This window comes from Chryseobacterium luquanense, from assembly GCF_026460945.1.
Lineage (GTDB): Bacteria > Bacteroidota > Bacteroidia > Flavobacteriales > Weeksellaceae > Chryseobacterium > Chryseobacterium luquanense.
The window spans coordinates 1-18,578 of record NZ_JAOVZV010000022.1 but is presented as its reverse complement, the minus strand read 5'-3'; the positions used below and the strand labels follow the sequence as shown (position 1 = coordinate 18,578).

At 33.0% G+C, this 18,578-nt stretch carries 13 protein-coding genes; 6 read left to right on the top strand and 7 right to left on the bottom strand.

What is annotated here, in order from left to right; translation table 11 throughout:
• The first annotated feature begins 163 nt into the window (after positions 1-163).
• The 3 genes from OEA66_RS18185 (at position 164) to OEA66_RS18175 (ending at position 4,450) form a co-directional block, all read left to right on the top strand.
• Positions 164-2,305 (top strand): S46 family peptidase, encoded by a 2,142-nt coding sequence (locus OEA66_RS18185; protein WP_267282738.1) that lies wholly within the window; start codon positions 164-166, stop codon positions 2,303-2,305.
• An 82-nt stretch (positions 2,306-2,387) separates the two neighbouring features.
• Positions 2,388-3,374, top strand: coding sequence for a polysaccharide deacetylase family protein (locus OEA66_RS18180; RefSeq protein ID WP_267282737.1), 987 nt, complete (start codon positions 2,388-2,390; stop codon positions 3,372-3,374).
• The gene (locus tag OEA66_RS18175) at positions 3,371-4,450 is read left to right on the top strand and encodes a GNAT family N-acetyltransferase (RefSeq protein WP_267282736.1); all 1,080 of its coding nucleotides are present in this window, start codon (positions 3,371-3,373) and stop codon (positions 4,448-4,450) included. The genes OEA66_RS18180 and OEA66_RS18175 overlap by 4 nt, the downstream gene beginning before the upstream one ends.
• Positions 4,451-4,501: 51 nt before the next feature.
• Here the strand turns inward: OEA66_RS18175 and OEA66_RS18170 are convergent, their stop codons facing one another.
• The 5 genes from OEA66_RS18170 to OEA66_RS18150 all read right to left on the bottom strand — a co-directional run bounded on the left by OEA66_RS18170 (position 4,502) and on the right by OEA66_RS18150 (position 12,507).
• Complete coding sequence (locus OEA66_RS18170) at positions 4,502-5,215, bottom strand: 3-ketoacyl-ACP reductase (RefSeq protein ID WP_267264298.1); 714 nt, start codon at positions 5,213-5,215, stop codon at positions 4,502-4,504.
• Between the two features lie 162 nt (positions 5,216-5,377).
• Positions 5,378-6,961 carry a calcineurin-like phosphoesterase C-terminal domain-containing protein gene (locus OEA66_RS18165; RefSeq protein WP_267282735.1) on the bottom strand — a complete coding sequence of 528 codons (1,584 nt, stop codon included), beginning with the start codon at positions 6,959-6,961 and terminating at the stop codon, positions 5,378-5,380.
• Between the two features lie 29 nt (positions 6,962-6,990).
• Positions 6,991-8,445 (bottom strand): SusD/RagB family nutrient-binding outer membrane lipoprotein, encoded by a 1,455-nt coding sequence (locus OEA66_RS18160; RefSeq protein ID WP_267282734.1) that lies wholly within the window; start codon positions 8,443-8,445, stop codon positions 6,991-6,993.
• A 10-nt stretch (positions 8,446-8,455) separates the two neighbouring features.
• Positions 8,456-11,434 carry a SusC/RagA family TonB-linked outer membrane protein gene (locus tag OEA66_RS18155; protein WP_267282733.1) on the bottom strand — a complete coding sequence of 993 codons (2,979 nt, stop codon included), beginning with the start codon at positions 11,432-11,434 and terminating at the stop codon, positions 8,456-8,458.
• A gap of 326 nt (positions 11,435-11,760) precedes the next feature.
• Positions 11,761-12,507, bottom strand: coding sequence for a glycerophosphodiester phosphodiesterase family protein (locus OEA66_RS18150; protein WP_267282732.1), 747 nt, complete (start codon positions 12,505-12,507; stop codon positions 11,761-11,763).
• A gap of 225 nt (positions 12,508-12,732) precedes the next feature.
• On the opposite strand from OEA66_RS18150, the gene ligA reads away from it, so the two are divergent.
• On the top strand, positions 12,733-14,733 hold the full coding sequence (gene ligA / locus OEA66_RS18145) for an NAD-dependent DNA ligase LigA (protein WP_267282731.1): 2,001 nt from the start codon (positions 12,733-12,735) through the stop codon (positions 14,731-14,733).
• 184 nt (positions 14,734-14,917) lie between these two features.
• Here ligA and OEA66_RS18140 read toward each other — a convergent pair whose 3' ends face one another.
• Together OEA66_RS18140 and OEA66_RS18135 are read right to left on the bottom strand one after the other, a co-directional pair.
• The gene (locus OEA66_RS18140; protein WP_267282730.1) at positions 14,918-15,568 is read right to left on the bottom strand and encodes a DUF1349 domain-containing protein; all 651 of its coding nucleotides are present in this window, start codon (positions 15,566-15,568) and stop codon (positions 14,918-14,920) included.
• Between the two features lie 86 nt (positions 15,569-15,654).
• On the bottom strand, positions 15,655-16,215 hold the full coding sequence (locus OEA66_RS18135; protein WP_267282729.1) for a sugar O-acetyltransferase: 561 nt from the start codon (positions 16,213-16,215) through the stop codon (positions 15,655-15,657).
• A gap of 164 nt (positions 16,216-16,379) precedes the next feature.
• Here OEA66_RS18135 and OEA66_RS18130 point away from each other — a divergent pair, with 164 nt between their 5' ends.
• A complete protein-coding gene (locus OEA66_RS18130) occupies positions 16,380-17,135 on the top strand; it encodes a response regulator transcription factor (RefSeq protein ID WP_267282728.1) in 756 nt (251 codons plus the stop codon).
• 40 nt (positions 17,136-17,175) lie between these two features.
• Complete coding sequence (locus OEA66_RS18125; protein WP_267282727.1) at positions 17,176-17,820, top strand: MgtC/SapB family protein; 645 nt, start codon at positions 17,176-17,178, stop codon at positions 17,818-17,820.
• Positions 17,821-18,578 lie beyond the last annotated feature (758 nt).

Here is an 18,578-nt window from a genome sequence, read left to right as displayed (position 1 = left end):
GAGATAGAACATCATCACAGTGTAAAAGATTTTAGAATTATTTATAAAATCTTTAACTGAAAAAATATAATCCCGGAAGACCCTTTCTAAATTTAAATTTTAGGAAGGGTTTTTCTTTTTGCAAAAAATTAAAATGTGTATTTTTAGACAAAATTTTTAAATAATGATAAAACGTAATATTCTTATTGCTTCGGCTTTCTTCAGTTTTTCTTTAGGACTGGCGCAGCAATACGGTGGAATGTGGATTCCTACGGAACTCAATGAAAAAGAAATGAAAGATCTCGGTATGAAAATTTCTGCAAAAGACATTTTCAACACTCAAAAACCGAGTATCAAAGATGCAGTAGTACAGTTCAATGGGGGTTGTACAGCCGAAATCATCTCTCCGAAAGGATTATTACTTACCAATCATCACTGTGGTTACGGGCAAATTCAGGCGCATTCTACTGTACAAAACGATCTTTTGTCTAATGGATTTTGGGCTAAAAATATGAGTACAGAACTTCCTAATCCGGGAGTTACCGTAGATTTTATTGTCGATATTAAAGATGTTTCTGCACAGATTTTAGAAAGTACAGATAATCTTCAGGAACAGGATTTAGCCAAAAAAATTGCCAACAATATCGAGGTTTACAAAAATTCTCAGAAAATTGAAAGCTATCAGTCGATTTCTGTGAAGCCAATGTATTACGGTAATAAATATTACGCTTACGTCATCGAAACTTACAAAGATGTACGTTTGGTTGGAGCACCGCCACAAAGCATCGGAAAATTCGGTTCTGATACTGATAACTGGGTTTGGCCAAGACATACGGGAGATTTCTCAATGTTCAGAATTTACGCCGATAAAAACAACAAACCTGCAGAATATTCAAAAGACAACGTTCCTTACGTTCCGAAACATTATCTTCCGGTTTCCATTAAAGATAAAGCTGAAAATGATTTCACTTTCGTATTTGGATTTCCCGGAAGAACGACAGAATATCTTCCGGCTATTGCGGTTGAAAAAATCATGAAAGAGATTGATCCTGCAAGGATTGCTGTACGAGATGTTGCTTTGAAAACTTTAGATGAAAAAATGCGTGCAGATGATGCAACGAGAATTAAATATGCTTCAAAATTCGCATCTGTAGCCAACTACTGGAAAAAATGGATCGGTGAAGTGGAAGGTTTGAAAAAATCTAATGCTGTGCAGAAAAAAGTAATGTATGAAGGTTCTTTGATTGCAAAAAATCATGAAGTTAAAACGACTTTAGATCAATTGAATAAGTTGTACAATGACCAGGCTCCTTATGCTTTAAACAACGCTTATTACAGTGAAGTGATAAGAAATGCAGAGACTTTTGCGCTTGCTAATTTATACTCAAATTATATCACTTCTTTGGAAGCTGGAAAAATGGATGAAAAAGGCACAACGGCTTTCAAAACCAAATTAACTTCTTTCTACAAAGATTATAGTGCTGAATTGGATTCTAAAGTTACTGCCAAACTTTTAGCTTTATACGCCAACAAAACTGAAGCTCAGTTTTTACCTGCCGGTTTCGATAAATATAAAAATGAAGCTCAGAATATTGTAAGTTTCGAAGAATTATCAAAAAACTCTGTGATTACGGGAAGAAGTCAGGTAAACGGTGCCGCTCTCAACGGAGATATCGAAAAGGCATTTTCAAATCAGGATAAATTAATTAAGACAATTAAAAAAGATGCTGTTTATCAGTTATTCATGAGTATTAAAGATACTTATATGAAAACTGCTGATCCGCAGTTCACAGGTTTACAAGCTAAGATTGATGTTTTGCAGAAGAAGTTTATGGCGCAGCAAATTTCTACAGATAAAGACAGAAAATTCTTTCCGGATGCAAACTCAACACTTCGTGTAACGTACGGAAAAGTAAAAGGTTCTACGCCGAGAGACGCTGTTTCTTATGACTATCAAACTCATTTAGCAGGAGTTATTGAAAAATATGTTCCGGGAGATTACGAATTTGATGTTCCGCAAAAGCTTATTGATTTGTACAACAAAAAAGATTACGGAAATTACAAAGATAAAAGCGGCGACGTTCCTGTAGGATTTACTGCAACCAATCATACCACGGGTGGAAATTCAGGAAGCCCGGCTTTGGATGCACACGGAAATCTTGTAGGATTAAACTTCGACAGACAATGGGAAGGAACGATGAGCGACATTAATTACGACCCTCGTTTCAGCAGAAATATTATGGTTGACACGAAATATATCCTTTTCATTATCGATAAATTTGCCGATTCAAAATGGCTGATTGATGAGATGAAAATTGTGAAGTAATTTTTAAATTTCATATATTTAGAATCTATTTAAGTTTTGCTTTTGGTAAAATTTAAATAGATTCTTTTTTTAATAATTTCTAATGCTAAAAGATAAAATCATTCAGTTTTTTTCACAATTTGAGAATGAAAACATTGAAAATTCATTTCCCTTAAATTACTGTCTTCCTGTTTATCATTGCGTTTCGGATGAAAACTTACCTCATCTTAATCAAATTATTAATTATAAAAACGTAAAACAGTTTGAAGGTGATTTAGATTATCTTTCAAAATATTTTCAGTTTGTAAATTGGGATGAATTTAAAGATTTTATTAATGGTAATTTTAAACCTAAAAAGAAAATTGCTTTCTTGAGTTTTGATGATGGACTGAGTGAATTTTATAATATCATTGTTCCGATTTTGGAGCGGAAAGGTATTTATGCTATCAACTTTATCAATCCAGCATTTATCGACAATAAAGATTTGATGTTTAGATCTAAAGCAAGCTTAATTGTGAATAAAATCAAATCTCAACCCACTAAAAATTCGGAAATTAGTGAGATTATTTCCTCTGAAAATCATATTGAAGAAATTCTAAAAATTAAATATGAAAACAGTGAAAAACTTAATCAAATTGCAGAAAAACTTGACATCAGTTTTGATTCTTTTCTTCAAGAGCAAAACCCTTATTTAGATTTAAATCAACTTAAAAAACTTACCAATAAAGGTTTTGGAATTTCTGCCCACAGTTGGGATCATCCTCTTTATCATAATTTATCATTAAACCAACAGCTGGAAACTACACAAAAAACATTAGACTACTTAAAAGAAAATAATTTGTTGACCGACAGTTTTGCTTTTCCTTTTACAGATTTTGGTGTGGGAAAAGATTTTTTTGAAGAACTATTTAAAAATGAAAATCTCTCCTGTACTTTTGGAAGCGCAGGAATAAAAACTGACAGTTTTGAGAGAAATTATCAAAGAATTCCTATGGAAACCGGAGAAAACGCTGAATCAATTTTAAAAAAAGAAATTTCGTATTATAAAATGAAAAGGTTTATCAATAAAAATAAAATCGTCAGAAAATGATTCAGCTTAAAACTTTAAATAAAAAACAGCTTGCAGAATTTGTTTCATCTGGTGATTTTGAAAAGTATGATTTTCTTCCGATTACAGCTCACAGAGCAAAGTCTCACATCAACAATCCAAAAGCAAAAGATGAACAAACCTTACTTATTTTAGCTTTTGAAAATGAAGATTTAGCTGGTTATATAGGATGTTTTCCGGATGAATTTAAGATTGAAAACAATAGATTTTCTTATGCATGGCTTAGCACGCTTTTCATCAGTGAAAAATTCAGAGGAAAAAGAATTGCTCAGCAACTTTTAAATAAAGTATTTGAAGAATATAATGGAAATATTGCCATAACTGAGTTTACAAAAGAAGCGGAAAGTCTTTACAATAAAATTGGAGTTTTTAATTATATTGAACCAAAATTCGGCAAAAGATTTTATTTTAAAACAGATTTAGCAACGATAATTCCTACAAAAAAGCCTAAACTTAAAACTATACAACCTCTGTTCTCAATCGCAGATGGAGCTTTCAACGGTTTCGTTTCATTAAAAAATATCGGTGCTAAAAAACCTGATTTTAAATTTGAAATCATTGAAAAACCGGATGAAGAAAGTACAAAGTTTATCAACCAATTTGAAAGCAACAGAAATACTGAAGATTTTAAATGGATGATAGAAAATCCCTGGGTTTTGGAGGACGAAAAACCTGATGAAAGATATTTATTCTCAAGCTTTTCAAGAATTTTTAAATATTTTTGGGTGAAGATTTATGATGAAAATAATGAATTAATTTGTTGTTCACTTCTTCTTTTAAGAAACGGACATTTAAAAATTTCATATCTATTTTCAAATAATAAATTAGATAGATTTGTTGATTTTCTTGGTTGGTTTGTCACAAAAAATAAGGTAAAAATCCTGACAAGTTATCAGACTCAACTTAATGAAACGATTAAAAAGAAAAGTAATTTCCCTAAAATTTATGAGAGAGATTTGGAACGACGATATATGTTTCATCAAAATCTAATTAAAAATCTGCCTGAGAAATTCAACCCAAATTTTCAGGATGGTGACGGAGATTGCGTAATGACTTAAAATAAAAATGCCGGATATATTTTCCGGCATTTTTATTTTAATCTGAATGAATTAAGGATTTGTAGAGAAAATAGAACCGTTCGCAATCAACGCACGTCTGTTCATTTTTAAAATATCTCTTACCCATTCTGCGAAATCTTCAGGCTGAAGAACTTTCTCAGGATTTCCGTCTGTTAACCCGCCCTCAATTGACATATCTGAAGCAATTGTACTTGGCGTTAAAGTTACAACCCTGATGTTTTGCTTTCTCCATTCTGCCATCATTGATTGAGATAATGAAACTACTGCCGCTTTTGAAGCCGCGTAAGCTGACATATTCGGTCCGCCTTTTAAACCTGCAGTTGATGCAACGTTGATGATATCGCCTTCACCTCTTTCTTTCAGAAATGGATAAACAGCTTTTGCCGCATAATAAACTCCAAAAAGATTGGTTTTAATAACCTGTTCCCAAACTTCAGATGACATCTCTTCGATACTTCCAAAGTCGCCAATTCCTGCGTTGTTAATGAGAATATCTACTCCACCTAATTGCCCTACAATTGATTCTATTCCTGCTTTCACATGAATTTCATTGTCTATGCTGAAAACTGCGTACGCTGCTTTTACACCCAACTTCTGGATTTCGTCAACAGTCATTTTAAGATTTTCTTCGTTTCTTCCGGTGATTCCTACATTCACTCCTTCACTGGCAAGGATTAAAGCTACAGCCTTTCCCAGACCTCTTCCACCACCTGTAACGATGGCGTTTTTTCCGTTTAGATTCATTATTTAAATTTTATTAGTACAAATTTACGAAACCATTTTTTTAAACACGTGTTTATCAATTTGATTTAATAAAAATTAATGATCTGCAAATTCTATTTCAAAACAAAACCAACTTACGAATAAGCTGGTTTCTTGAAAGTAATATATAAAAGAAAAATTTAATTAAGGTATAAGAATTGAGTTTTGAACTTCAAATTCTTCTGTCGCAGTAAACTCATTTCCGTACATATCCTTAGCTTTTACTTCAACTTTATGTTTTCCGAGAGTTAATTTATTTCCAAAACCACCTGCCCAAATATGTTTTGACTGTTCGGGATTTGATGGTCTTCTTCCAGGGAACAAATCATTCGTAGTATCCCATTTAAAAACTGACATTGCAAAGTTGGGATCGATGGTTTCATTGTATTCCATATCTTCCCATTTTCCGCCATCAATTCTGTATTGCACTTTGTCTTTTTTGCTTCCCATAAAGAAATTAGCCAAAACTTTTGCTGAAGTTTTTGACGGATGAGGAATTACTTTTGGTACAAACAATTGGATCTGATAATCATCCGGTTTTCCTGCAGTTTTGTATTTCACTTTATATTCATTATCATTAAAACTGATAAAAGAATAACCCTTTGCAGTACCATCTCTCATTGTCGAAGTTGGCAAACCGATTTCATCTGAAGTTCCAGACCACCAATCGCCACAAGTTGTTCCTACATTATATTCGTGAAGATCTTTAGCATTAGTCCAGCCTTGCGCTTTTCCGTAGAAAATCTGCTGTTGAATATGCGTATGAGCCGATAAAAGCAATGCGTTTTTAAATGGTGATAAAGCATCAAATAATTTCTGACGGTCTGCATTTCTGAAGTTATCTTCGTTATTATGATCCAAAGGAATATGGAAAGAAACCACAATCAGTTTGTTTTTATCAACGTGTTTCAAATCATTTTCTATAAACTGAATCTGATCTTCTCTGAAACCACCCCAATATCCTTTTCCATCTCTTGGATCCGGATAAAGAATATCGTCAAGTACCATAAAATGTACGTTTCCGTAGTTGAAAGAATAGTTTGCAGGACCGAAAGTTGCTTCAAAAGTTTCATCTGAAAGCTGATCTTCTTTCGCATCATAATTCATATCATGATTTCCCATCACGTTGTACCAAGGCAAACCAATTTCTTTCATTACATCGGCATAAGGTTTTTGAAGACTTAAATCATCGCCCACCAAATCACCCAAACTGATTCCGAAAACTGCATTTTTCTTGTTTGATTTTACTTCATTTACAATCGCTCTTTTGAAATAATCAAGCTGTTTTTCTGTGTAAGGTTGTGGATCTCCAAAAACTAAGATGTCAAAATTTTTGCTTTCGTTTTGCTTGTTTAAAGCGAAATTTAATTCTTTCGGAAGTGTTCCGGTTGGTGCAGTTCCTTTATATTTAAAATCTGAAGGCGAACCTTTTGGTTTGTATTGATAATAATATTGTGGTAAATTGTTTTGATTTAAAGCTACCATGTATCCTGAAGGTTTAATCACAAAAACAGTTTGTCCTTCTGCGATTGATAAGCTGTATTTTCCATTTTTATCGGTTAAAACAACCTGAGCTCCGTTGGATACGGCAACATTTTCAATACCTTTTTCTCGGTTTTCCTTTTTCTGATTTTTATTTGAATCTTCAAAGACATATCCTGAAACTGAAGTTTGTGAAAGTGCCATTGATGATATTAGCAATGACGGAATTATATATTTTAAGTTCATGTTGATTTAGATTATTGATTAATTTAGAATTACTGGTTCCACCACATTTTTACGTTGATATTATCACCTCCCATTTGCTGAACAGCCGCCTGATAATTTGTTGAATTTAAAACTCTCGGATTCGGAGGATACATTAATCGTGAAGGAAGTACACCATTATTTAAAAGCCCTCCGTTATTTGGAAGCACCGGAAACCCTGTTCTTCTTTTTTCAAACCATTGCTGTTGATCTACAAAAAACAAAGCAACATATTTTTGTAGCATGATTCTCTCTAAAGAATTATTATATGCCACATTTGAATTGGCAAAATAGTTTGCAGGAACAGTTGCTCCCCATTGTTCAATTGTTGCCTTTACACCGTTTTCATAGAAAGTTTGTGCGTTTCCGGGAATAATTCCTTTAAAAGACAATTCAGAAAGGATAAATTGTAATTCAGCATACGGGAAAATCAAAATATTCAGCGGAGCTTTTGCTAAATTCTGATTCATATTGGATGGCTGATAATTGAAAGTTGTTCCATACGCATATCCTGTAGGAGCACCTTTGTAGCCAATATTTGCCTGCGGTGGCGCAATATTTTTAGCCTGACCAAAAAACAAAGCCATTCTGGGATCGTTATTTGCCTTTAGTGTTTCCACAAAAAACTCCGAAGCTACTCTTCCCGTCGTAAAATCCTGCGGTCTTGCAATCGGAGGAAGTATCGGTGCAACTCCCGTCACAATTACTTTTGCCGTTTCTGCATTGCTTTGGAAAACAGGATATTTTGTAGGATCATTTACAATTTCTAAGATTCTTTCATTGACGTTAACTTCTCCGTTTTTCTTTAATATCCTCGTTAATAATCTTAACGAAAGAGAATTACAGAATTTCTTCCAGTTTATAATTCCGTTTACATCACTTTCTGCTTTATAGAAAATATCCGAACCTGTAAGCGTTTTAGTTGTTACAAAAAGTGAGTTAGCTGCTTTTAATTCATCCAACAATTTCACATAAATATCTTTCTGCTTATCAAATTTTGGTTGAGTAACTCCTTCATCCAGATTTGACGCTTCAGAAAAAGGAACATCACCGTAAGTATCTGTAAGATTAGAATAAACCCATGCATTTAGCACCATAGAAATTGCCCGATAATTGGGGTCATTATCTCTTTCTGCGGCATCTCTCATGTCTTTAATTTGCTTAAGCCATTTATAGCTGTTATTCCAAAAACCGGCACCTGTATTTTCTGTAATATTGTATCTGCTCAAAGTATTTCCCTCATTCGGAAAATCGAGTGAAACCTGCATAATATCGAATGTAAAATCGTTTGCCCGCATATAATTGACAGCCGCCATATTGTATTGTATAGGAACCAAAAGTTTTGAAGCAACAGGTTCATTTATCCTGCTTTCATCAACGTTTACTTCATCCAGATTTCTGTCACAAGAAACTGAGATCATACTGATTCCTGCAATTAATACTATATTTAAAAGTAATTTTTTCATGATTAAAATTTTAAAATTTAACGTTAAGCTGAATACCTACTGTTCTCGCTGTTGGCAATTGTCCCATCTCAACACCTGGTGTAATTTGATTATCATTGAGGGTTGCAGCTTCAGGATCAAATAATGGAAACTTCGTCCACATCCAAAGGTTTCTTCCAAATAATGACAGTGTAAGATCTGTGATTTTTAGCTGTTCGGTAATATTTTTAGGGAAAGTATAAGCGATTCTTGCATCTCTTAATTTAATGAAAGAAGTATCGAAAGTATTTGTTTCTACATTGGCTCTTCTATAATAATCTGCATAGTATGCCGAAGCCAAAATACCTTTTGTATTTTGAGAGAAAGAGCCATCAGGATTTTGTACAACCCCATTTCCGATAATTAAACCTCCCGGATTATCTCTTCCAGCCAATGTATGACCTAATTTCCCCTGCTCCGACATCTTGTGATGCGATTGCGAATAAGCCATCCCTTTATACTGACCATCAAATGAGAAACTTACTGTAAAATTTTTGTATTTGAATTCATTTTGAATTCCTGCACGCCATTTTGCATACGCATTTCCTATCTTTTTCATTTGAGTCGGTTTACCAGTTAAACCATCTGTAGCATTATAAATTACCTGTCCATCCGGAGAATACATCAATCCGTATCCATACATATCTCCTAACGATCCGCCTACGAAAGCATTATAATAAACTACTCCACCTACACTTCCCATTGTGTAAGGTTCACCCTTAAATTCTTCGGGAAGAGATAAAATTTTGTTTGTGTTCATCGACCAGTTTGCATTTACGCTCCATGAAAAGTTTTTGTTTCTGACAGGAAATGTATTCAAAGTCATTTCTAAACCCCTGTTTCTTACTTCTCCAGCATTAATCATTCTGTTACTGTATCCGGTTTCCCATAAAGTCGGGATTTTTACAATCTGATCTTTTGAATTGTTCTGATAAGCAGTAATCGTGTAATTGATTCTGTTTTTAAGAATACTTATATCCATTCCTGCCTCCATATTCGTAATCATGTTTGGTCGAAGATTCGGATTTGGATAAAGTGACGGAGATTCTACTGAACCATTGAAATCACTGTTGTTATAATATTTAATCAATAAATAAGGATCTGTATCATTTCCTACTTTTGACCATGAAGCTCTCAGTTTCCAGTAATTAAATTTATCTGAAGTCAATTTAAAAATATCTGAAAGGATAAATGATGTACCTACCGATGGATAGAAATAGGATCTGTTTTCCTTTGGCAACGTACTGCTCCAGTCATTTCTGGCTGTAAGATCTAAAAACATTTTATTCTGATATCCCAAAGTTGCTAAAGCATAAGTACTATTTACCTGTTTGTCGTTTGGCTTTGCAAATTTTATAATGGTTGATATTGCATTTGGCATTGTGTAAACACCCGGTTTTAGCAAGCCTTCCGCTAAATAATCATTCATCGTATATTCCGTGTAACGGATATTTCCTCCAACCGATGCACTGAAATCGAAATCTTCGTTAAACTGTTTTTTATAAGTAAATAAGATATCATTATTAAGATCCATTAATCTTATATGTTGCTCTCTGTACATTCCCTGAAGGTAATTTGCAGAACTCCAAGGTCTTTTCTGAGTACGCAGTTCATTATTCAGTTCCATTCCTGATCTTACCATTACCTCAAGGTTTTTGGTAATCTTATAATTAAGATTTACATTTCCGGTAAGAAAGTTCTTATCAACACCATTTAACATTTCATAAGCAATGAGATAAGGATTATCAATAAATGAACTGAAAGGATGCACCTGATCAACTTGATCTTGTCCGCTTTTCCAGATCGGTCTGTACCATGACAAATCAACATTCGGATTCTGGAAAATCATGAAATATGAAATTGACTGATTGCTATATCCTGTAGCAGGTAAATTATCACTCTTGGTTTTATTATAATTTAATTTAATACCCATTTTTAGTTTTTCACTCAGTTTGTGATCAACTGAAAACGCTGCATTAAATCTGTCGAAGCCTGTATTTGGCATCATCCACTCATTTTTTAAATAAGTGAGAGAAGAGCGGAATGCTGTATTGTCATTGGAAGCTTCAACCGAAATATTATTTGAAAAAGTAGTTCCTGTTTCCCAGAAATCTTTAATATTATTCTTGTAAGGTTGCCACAATTTTCTTTCCGCACTTTGCCCTTCTATTGTCGGATCATACTGAAAATAATACTGCCCTGCGAATCTTGGGCCGAAAGCACTACTCGTTCCACCTGTATTTACACCATCTGCAGAAGCTTGATATGAATAGAAATAATTTCCTTTTGTATCTTTCTGCATCGTTCCCTGACCATATTCATACTGATAATCCGGCCATTTCAAAACCGTATCATAGCTCGAATAAGAATTTAAACTTACCTGAACTTTTCCTTTTCTGCTTTTCCCGGATTTTGTAGTGATCATAATTGCACCACCCGCTCCTCTTGAACCGTATAATGCGGATGCAGTAGAACCTTTCAGCACCGTAACAGATTCAATATCGTCAGGATTTATGGTATTAATTCCATTTCCATAATCGATTGGTAAATCTGCTTTCGCTCCTGCTCCGTATGATGAGAAACCGGTTCCGGTTGTATTATTGTTTAAAGGAACTCCATCTACAACGATTAAGGCATTATTTTGATCAGGATTCATTGAAATATCACCTCTCAATTTAATAATCGAACTTCCTAATGGCCCCGCTCCCGCTGTCTGGATTTTCAGACCGGCAACTTTTCCTTCCAATGCCTGTGACCAGTTGTTGTTCTGAGTCTTTAATAATTCGTCAGACTTAATGGTTTCTGCAACATATCCTAAAGATCTATCCTGCCTTTTGATACCAAGAGCTGTCACTACAACTTCGTCGATCGTTTTGATGGAATCTTTCTTTACCTGCTGTTGAGCCGCAATATTTACACTCACCAATCCCAAAACAGATAAAAAAAGTAATTTTTGAGTCTCTTTACGCATATACTTTTTGTTTGCGCAAAATTAGAAAGCTATGATGAGCATAACTTTAATAGGATTTTAACATATTTTAAATAATTTTTAAACACCATATTAATTTATGATTAACGAATTTGCATAAACTTTTAGCTAACAGCGAATTAAAACAATGAACATATTTTAATATAAATAGTGACTTATTTTCACATACCTTTATTGTCTTTTCTTGAGAAAATAAAACATAACATATAAATACCACAAAGTATTTTATATTTAAAATAATCTGTACTTAAAGAAAAAATCTGCCTCGGTTTGAGACAGATTTATATTTTGAATTTATTTTAGCTTAATTATTTCCCTTTCAGCTGATCCGGAATATTGGTGGTAATAAATGCAATTCCTTGAGCTTTCAATTCTTCGTAAACTTTCATATCATTTACAGTCCAGGAATTGGTAATTAATCCCAAAGCTTTTGCTTCCGAAATCCAAGTTGGATTTTTCTGAAAAACACTGAAATGATAATCCAAGCCGTCTAAATTTTCATTCTTGATTTGCTCAGGAGATAATTCTCCATTCAGATATTGAACTTTAAATTTAGGTTCAATATTTTTAATTTCCTTACAGATATTTAAGCTAAACGAGATAAATTCGCTTTGAGATTCAAGCTTCATATCTTTCACCATTTTAATGGTTTTTGCCACAATCTCATTTTCTTTTTCCTGAGATTTAATCGGTTTAATTTCGATTATTAGCTTCAAAGATTTGTCTTTCTTCCCTTGTTTCAAATAATCTTTTAAGGTTGGAAGCTTTTCACCATTTGAAAGTTTTAATTTTTCCAATTCTTTAAAATCGGTTTCTTCAATAATCATTTTACCGTGATGTTCGTCATGATTGATAACCAAAACCCCATCTTTCGTCATTCTCACGTCAAACTCAGCTCCATAGATTTTTAATTTCTGAGCATTCTCTAACGCTTTGATAGAATTTTCTGTTGTTGGAGGATTGGTTTGAAAATAACCTCTGTGTGCGATAATTTGAGTTTGTGCATTCATAAAAGCTGTCGTTAAAACTGCAAACCCTAAGATAAACTTTTTCATAATTTAATTATTCTTCTGCATTATTATTTTTTCAGTTAGAATGAAATCTGTTTTAAAACTGAAATTTAAAACAAGATAATGATATAAATAGATTTGAGCGCAAAGGTAGAAAGAGATTCCTGATTAGCTTTAAAATGAATTTAAACATTTCTTGAATTTAATCTTAATTTTAATCGCCATTTTCTCCGCAATACTTATTATTTTTGTTGAAAAGATAAAAAACCCATGTCCGAAAACATTCAGCATAAAATTGAGCAATTAAGAAAAGAACTTCATCAGCATAACGAAAACTATTATCTTTTGGATGAGTCGACTATTTCTGATATGGAATTTGATCTTCTGTTAAAAGAGCTTCAGGATTTGGAAGGAAAATATCCGGAATATCACGATGATAATTCACCTACAATTCGTGTTGGTGGTGGAGTTACAAAGATTTTCCCGACTATTCAGCATCAGTTCAGAATGTATTCTCTGGATAATTCTTACGATTTTGATGATTTGGAAGACTGGGAGAAACGTATCATCAAAACAATTGATGAACCCGTAGAATTTGTTGCTGAGTTAAAATATGATGGTGCTTCGATTTCTATCCTTTACGAAAACGGAAAGCTGACACAAGCCGTAACTCGTGGCGACGGATTTCAAGGAGATGAAATTACAGCAAATGTTCGCACAATTTCAGATATTCCGCTAAAACTGACAGGAGATTTTCCTGAAAGTTTTTTTATGAGAGGTGAAATTTATTTAACGAGAAAAAATTTCGAAAAAATTAATAAACTCCGTGAAGAAGATGGTCTTGATCCTTTTATGAATCCAAGAAATACAGCAAGCGGAAGTTTAAAAATGCAGGACAGCGGTGAAGTAAGAAAACGCAGACTTTCATCAGTTCTTTATCAGTTTGTTTCAGGTGAAGTTCCTGCAGAATCTCATTGGGAATTGCTGCATAAAGCTCAAGATTGGGGTTTCAAAATTTCCAATCAGGCAAAATTGTGTAAAACTTTAGACGAAATAAAAGAATTTATCAATTTTTGGGATGTTGAAAGACACAATTTACCTTTTGAAATTGATGGAATTGTCTTAAAAGTAAACTCTTTAAAACAACAAAGACAGCTTGGTTACACTGCAAAATCCCCACGTTGGGCAATGGCTTATAAATTTAAAGCCGAAAAAGTAGAAACCGAATTACAAAGTGTTTCTTACCAGGTTGGTAGAACGGGCGCTATTACTCCTGTTGCCAATCTGAAGCCTATTTTATTAGCTGGAACGATTGTAAAAAGAGCTTCTTTGCATAATGAAGATATTATCAAAAAACTCGATTTACATGAAAATGATTTTGTGTATGTAGAAAAAGGAGGTGAAATTATACCAAAAATTGTTGGCGTAAATACTGAGAAAAGAACTTCCGAAAGCAAAGAATTAGAATATATCAAGAACTGTCCGGAATGTGGAACTGAATTGGTAAAAGTAGAAGATCAGGCAATCCATTTTTGTCCGAATGATTTACATTGTCCACCACAAGTTGTGGGAAGAATGATTCATTACGTTTCTAGGAAGGCTTTAAATATTGATAACTTAGGAAGCGAAACGATTGAACAGCTTTATAAAGAACGGCTGATTGAAAATCCTGCAGACTTTTATGCTTTAACAAAAGAACAACTTCTGCCGCTTGAAAGAATGGCTGAAAAATCTGCTCAAAATATCATAGACGGAATTGAAAAATCAAAAGAAATTGCTTTTGAGAAAGTTTTATTCGGAATCGGAATTAAACACGTCGGAGAAACCGTTGCTAAAAAATTAGTGAAAAATTTCAACACGATTGACGATTTGAAAAATGCAACTGCAGAAGAATTGTGTCAGGTTGAAGATATTGGGATGAAAATCGCAGTAAGTATTGTAGATTTCTTCAATAATTCTGAAAATATCTTAATGCTTGAACGATTAAAATCTTACGGAGTTCAGCTAGAGAAAGGCGAAAATACGAATGAAGTTTTATCTAATGTTTTAGAAGGAAAAACATTTTTGTTTACAGGAAAATTATCTCTTTTTACAAGAGAATCTGCCGAAGAAATGGTTGAAAAGCACAACGGTAAAAATATTTCTGCCGTTTCAAAGAATCTGAATTATCTTATTGTTGGCGAAAAAGCAGGAAGTAAACTGAAAAAAGCTCAGGATATCGGTACGATTACGATCTTGGATGAACAACAGTTTTTGGATTTGATAGGATAGAAAGGCTAAGATTAAGATTAAGGTTAATGTCTATGATCTGCAAAAATTTGTAAGTATAACGAAAAATTTAGCCCTGATCGCAACGACATCCTTTTGTGGAACGAAGTGTAGCAAAAGATACAGTGAAGAGCAGGTTCCCGGCTCCTAAAAATAAACTCTCAGAATCAATCTGAGAGTTTTATGATTATTGATTCTTTTTCAGCCATTCCAAACGACGCTGATCCGGAAGATGCTTTACCGAAAAATTTTCAAAGGTTGCTTTAAAACCATTTCCATCCGGACTTGCCGCCATGAAACCCACTTTAACGGGAATATTGTCTTGCAGATAAGCATTTCTCATCATCACATATTCTTTATCATCAAATGAATAAAAAATCTCAACTGCATCCAATCTACGAACTGCTTTTATCCAGACAAAAGGTGGCGTCTTATCTAAAACAATTACACTCCAATCGCTGGTTTTATGGGTTACAACGGTACTTAAATTAAATTTTCCATCTACAAACTCCACTCCTGCTTTAATATAATTTTGCTCATCAATTCTCAGCATCAATCCCATTTGGTCAAAACGGGCTTTGTAATCACCTGTAATTTTCACTTTCGTTTCAAATTCTCCTCCATAGGTGGAATAATAAAATGGGGCATCATCAACCGTAAAATCATAATGTGAAATTCGCCAGTAATCGCTTTGAGGAGTCACGGTCATTATAAGTTTTTTATCTTTGATTTCCCATTGAGAAGGCTCATTGAACCATGTCATTTTTTCTAAAGATTGAGCTTTCAGTTCTTCGAAAAAAGATAAAACTATAAAAGACGCAGATATTATTTTTTTCATTTCTTATATTTAAATATTACATTTGATCTCACTGATTATTATTTTTAATATCCTAAATCAGAATACCAATGTGAATTTAAAAGATTCTAAATTTCCCGAATGACTTTACATGGATTTCCGAAAGCCAGAACATTTGCAGGAATATCTTTCGTAACCAAACTTCCTGCGCCAATTACAGTATTATCACCAATGGTAACGCCGGGAAGAATGGTACAACCACCGCCAATCCAAACATTGTTTCCAACTATGATGGGTTTTGCGTCTTCCAGACCCTTGTTTCTTTTTTCTACATCTAAAGGATGTCCTGCTGTATAAAATCCACAGTTGGGAGCGATGAATACATTATCACCAAAAGTCACTTTTGCACAGTCAAGTATAATGACATTGTGATTGGTATAAAAATTTTCACCAATCTCTATATTGTAACCGTAATCACAGTAAAATGGTTGTTCGATAAGAAATTTATCTGTTGTTTTCCCGAAAAGATTTTTAATTATGCTTTTTCTTTCTTCAATTTTAGATGGTAATAGATGGTTGTATTCGAAACACAAATCTTTACATAGTTTCCTTTCCTCAATTAAAGTGGCATCACCTGCATCATATAATTCACCAGAAAGCATTTTTTGTTTTTCGTTCAGATTATTCATTGTATTTTTACATTAATAACAAAACAAAAATAAAGGCTTTGAATTTTATTATCAATACTGATTAATAACCATTTTTTATTAAATATGATTAAAGAAGTTCCGAATAAAGAAGGATTTAGAAAGAATATGTTTCTGAAAAAAAAATTGACAATGATATTTTAAAAATGAAAGCTATCCAAACTAACCTTCAAAACCATCTTTTGCAACAAAATTTCTCCAAAAACGAAGAAATTCAAAAACTGCAGCTAGAACAATGGCAAAAAGCAGGAAAGGACTTTGCAAAACTCGAAAACGGAATTGCTATTTTAAGCGACCTCAAAAACAATAGAAGTTATATTTACTCGGGAAAGTTGGCGGATGAATTACAGATTTTTCAGAAAAAAGATGCTCAAGAAATTGAAAGCATTTGGGAAGATGAACTTTTTAACAAACTCAATCCCGAAGATATTTTACAGAAACATGTATTAGAACTTCAGTTTTTTCAGATGATGAAAACAATTCCCTTTGAAAAACGCAGTGACTTTTGCGTAATGAGCAGATTAAGAATTTTGAATAGTTCGCAATCTTTGATTCATAAAATGTTTTATTTTTCAAATTCTAATCAGAACAATGTGGAACTGGCACTTTGCCTCTATCATTTCAATTTCTTTCAGGATCAATCATACTTCGGGATGATTGTCAATACTTCAAACGGAGCTATTATTCATCAAACAGAGTCTGAAAATTCCACTTTTCTATCACTTCGTGAAAAAGAAATTTTAAAAATGATTCAGCAAGGAAAAAAAAGTAAAGAAATTGCAGAAATTTTGTTCATTAGTATTAATACAGTAAATCGTCACAGACAGAATATTCTTGAAAAAATGCGCGTTTCTAATACAACTGAGGCTTGTACAATGGCATCAAACTTAAAATGGATTTAAAATTATAATTTAGCGTAACTTTATTTCATTAAACTATTAAATGGATTTTCTTAAAGACCACTCTATTCAAAACGAACTCTTACTGATTTTCTTTTCAGTATTACTTGGTCTATGTATCGGCGCAGAACGAGAATACAGGAATAAATCTGCAGGATTAAGAACTTTTATTCTTGTATGTTTCGGATCATGTCTATTTACCATTCTTTCCATAAAAATAGGCGTTAAGGACCCAGATCGATTAGCTGCAAATATTATTACCGGAATAGGTTTTCTTGGCGCAGGAGTAATTTTCAAAGGAGACAACAAAATCGACGGAATTACGACAGCAACAACAATTTGGGCTACAGCATCAATAGGAATGGCATTAGGTTCAGGATATGTTTATCTATCACTTTTAGGAACTGTTTTAATCTTGTTGATTTTAAGTTCACTCACATACTTTCAGAATTTCATCGATAGCAATCACAAAATACGAGAATATAAAATTGTTGTTTCAAATAAAGAAGGTCTTCAATATTGTGAAAACCTATTTAAAGAAAACAACCTTAAATTTATTATCATTAGGCAACAGTTTTCCTCAGAAAATTTAGTTACAACATGGCGGCTTACAGGAAAAAATAGATGTCATGATATATTGATAAAAGTTATGATGAGTGATCAAAAGATAAATTCTTTTGCATTTTAAGTCAATTTCTATTTTGTATAAACTTTTTTTAGATTATATAACATTTATTTTTTTGATTTATTTTTACAGTAGTAAAAGTATAGAGACTTTTATAAAGTGTATCTATTTGTCTTTTATTAAAATAAGAATTCATTAAAAAAGTTTTATCAAAAATCTTTTGAATTTGTTGATTACAATTGCAAGAAGTATATAACTGTTCTTATTTACGCTAAGTATATCTGGTGGAAAATAAACATTGATAAGGACAAATAAAATATTGAATTAACTCTAAACAATAAGTTTCTACCACCCCATCCATCAACTCTTGTATTTTATTTCGAAGTTTCCATTATTATCTGGGTGATTAAGAGAAAAAGATTTTTCTTAATATAAAGATTGTATTATGAATGAATGAATAATTTTGAGTCTAGAATCTTGGCGTAGTACTTAGGCTTTCGAATATTCTTACTGCTTGTTGCCTATTTGAGAGGTATCCGTTTAGGATACAAATAAGAAGTCTGGAATATTCTTATTGCTTATTGGAAAGATATCCCTTATAGGATACCATACTCAAATTCTATTTTCAAAGATATTCATTTGAGCTAACCTTCAGATTTTGATTTAAGAAGAGAGTCATACTGAATCTTAAATGGAAGGATTTTTTAGGATTTATTCTTTTCTGTATAATGAATGATATTCTTGAATATAGTGCATAAAAAAACTCCTCAAGTCATAAGACTGAGGAGTTTGAAAAAAAACTGGCGGCGACCTACTCTCCC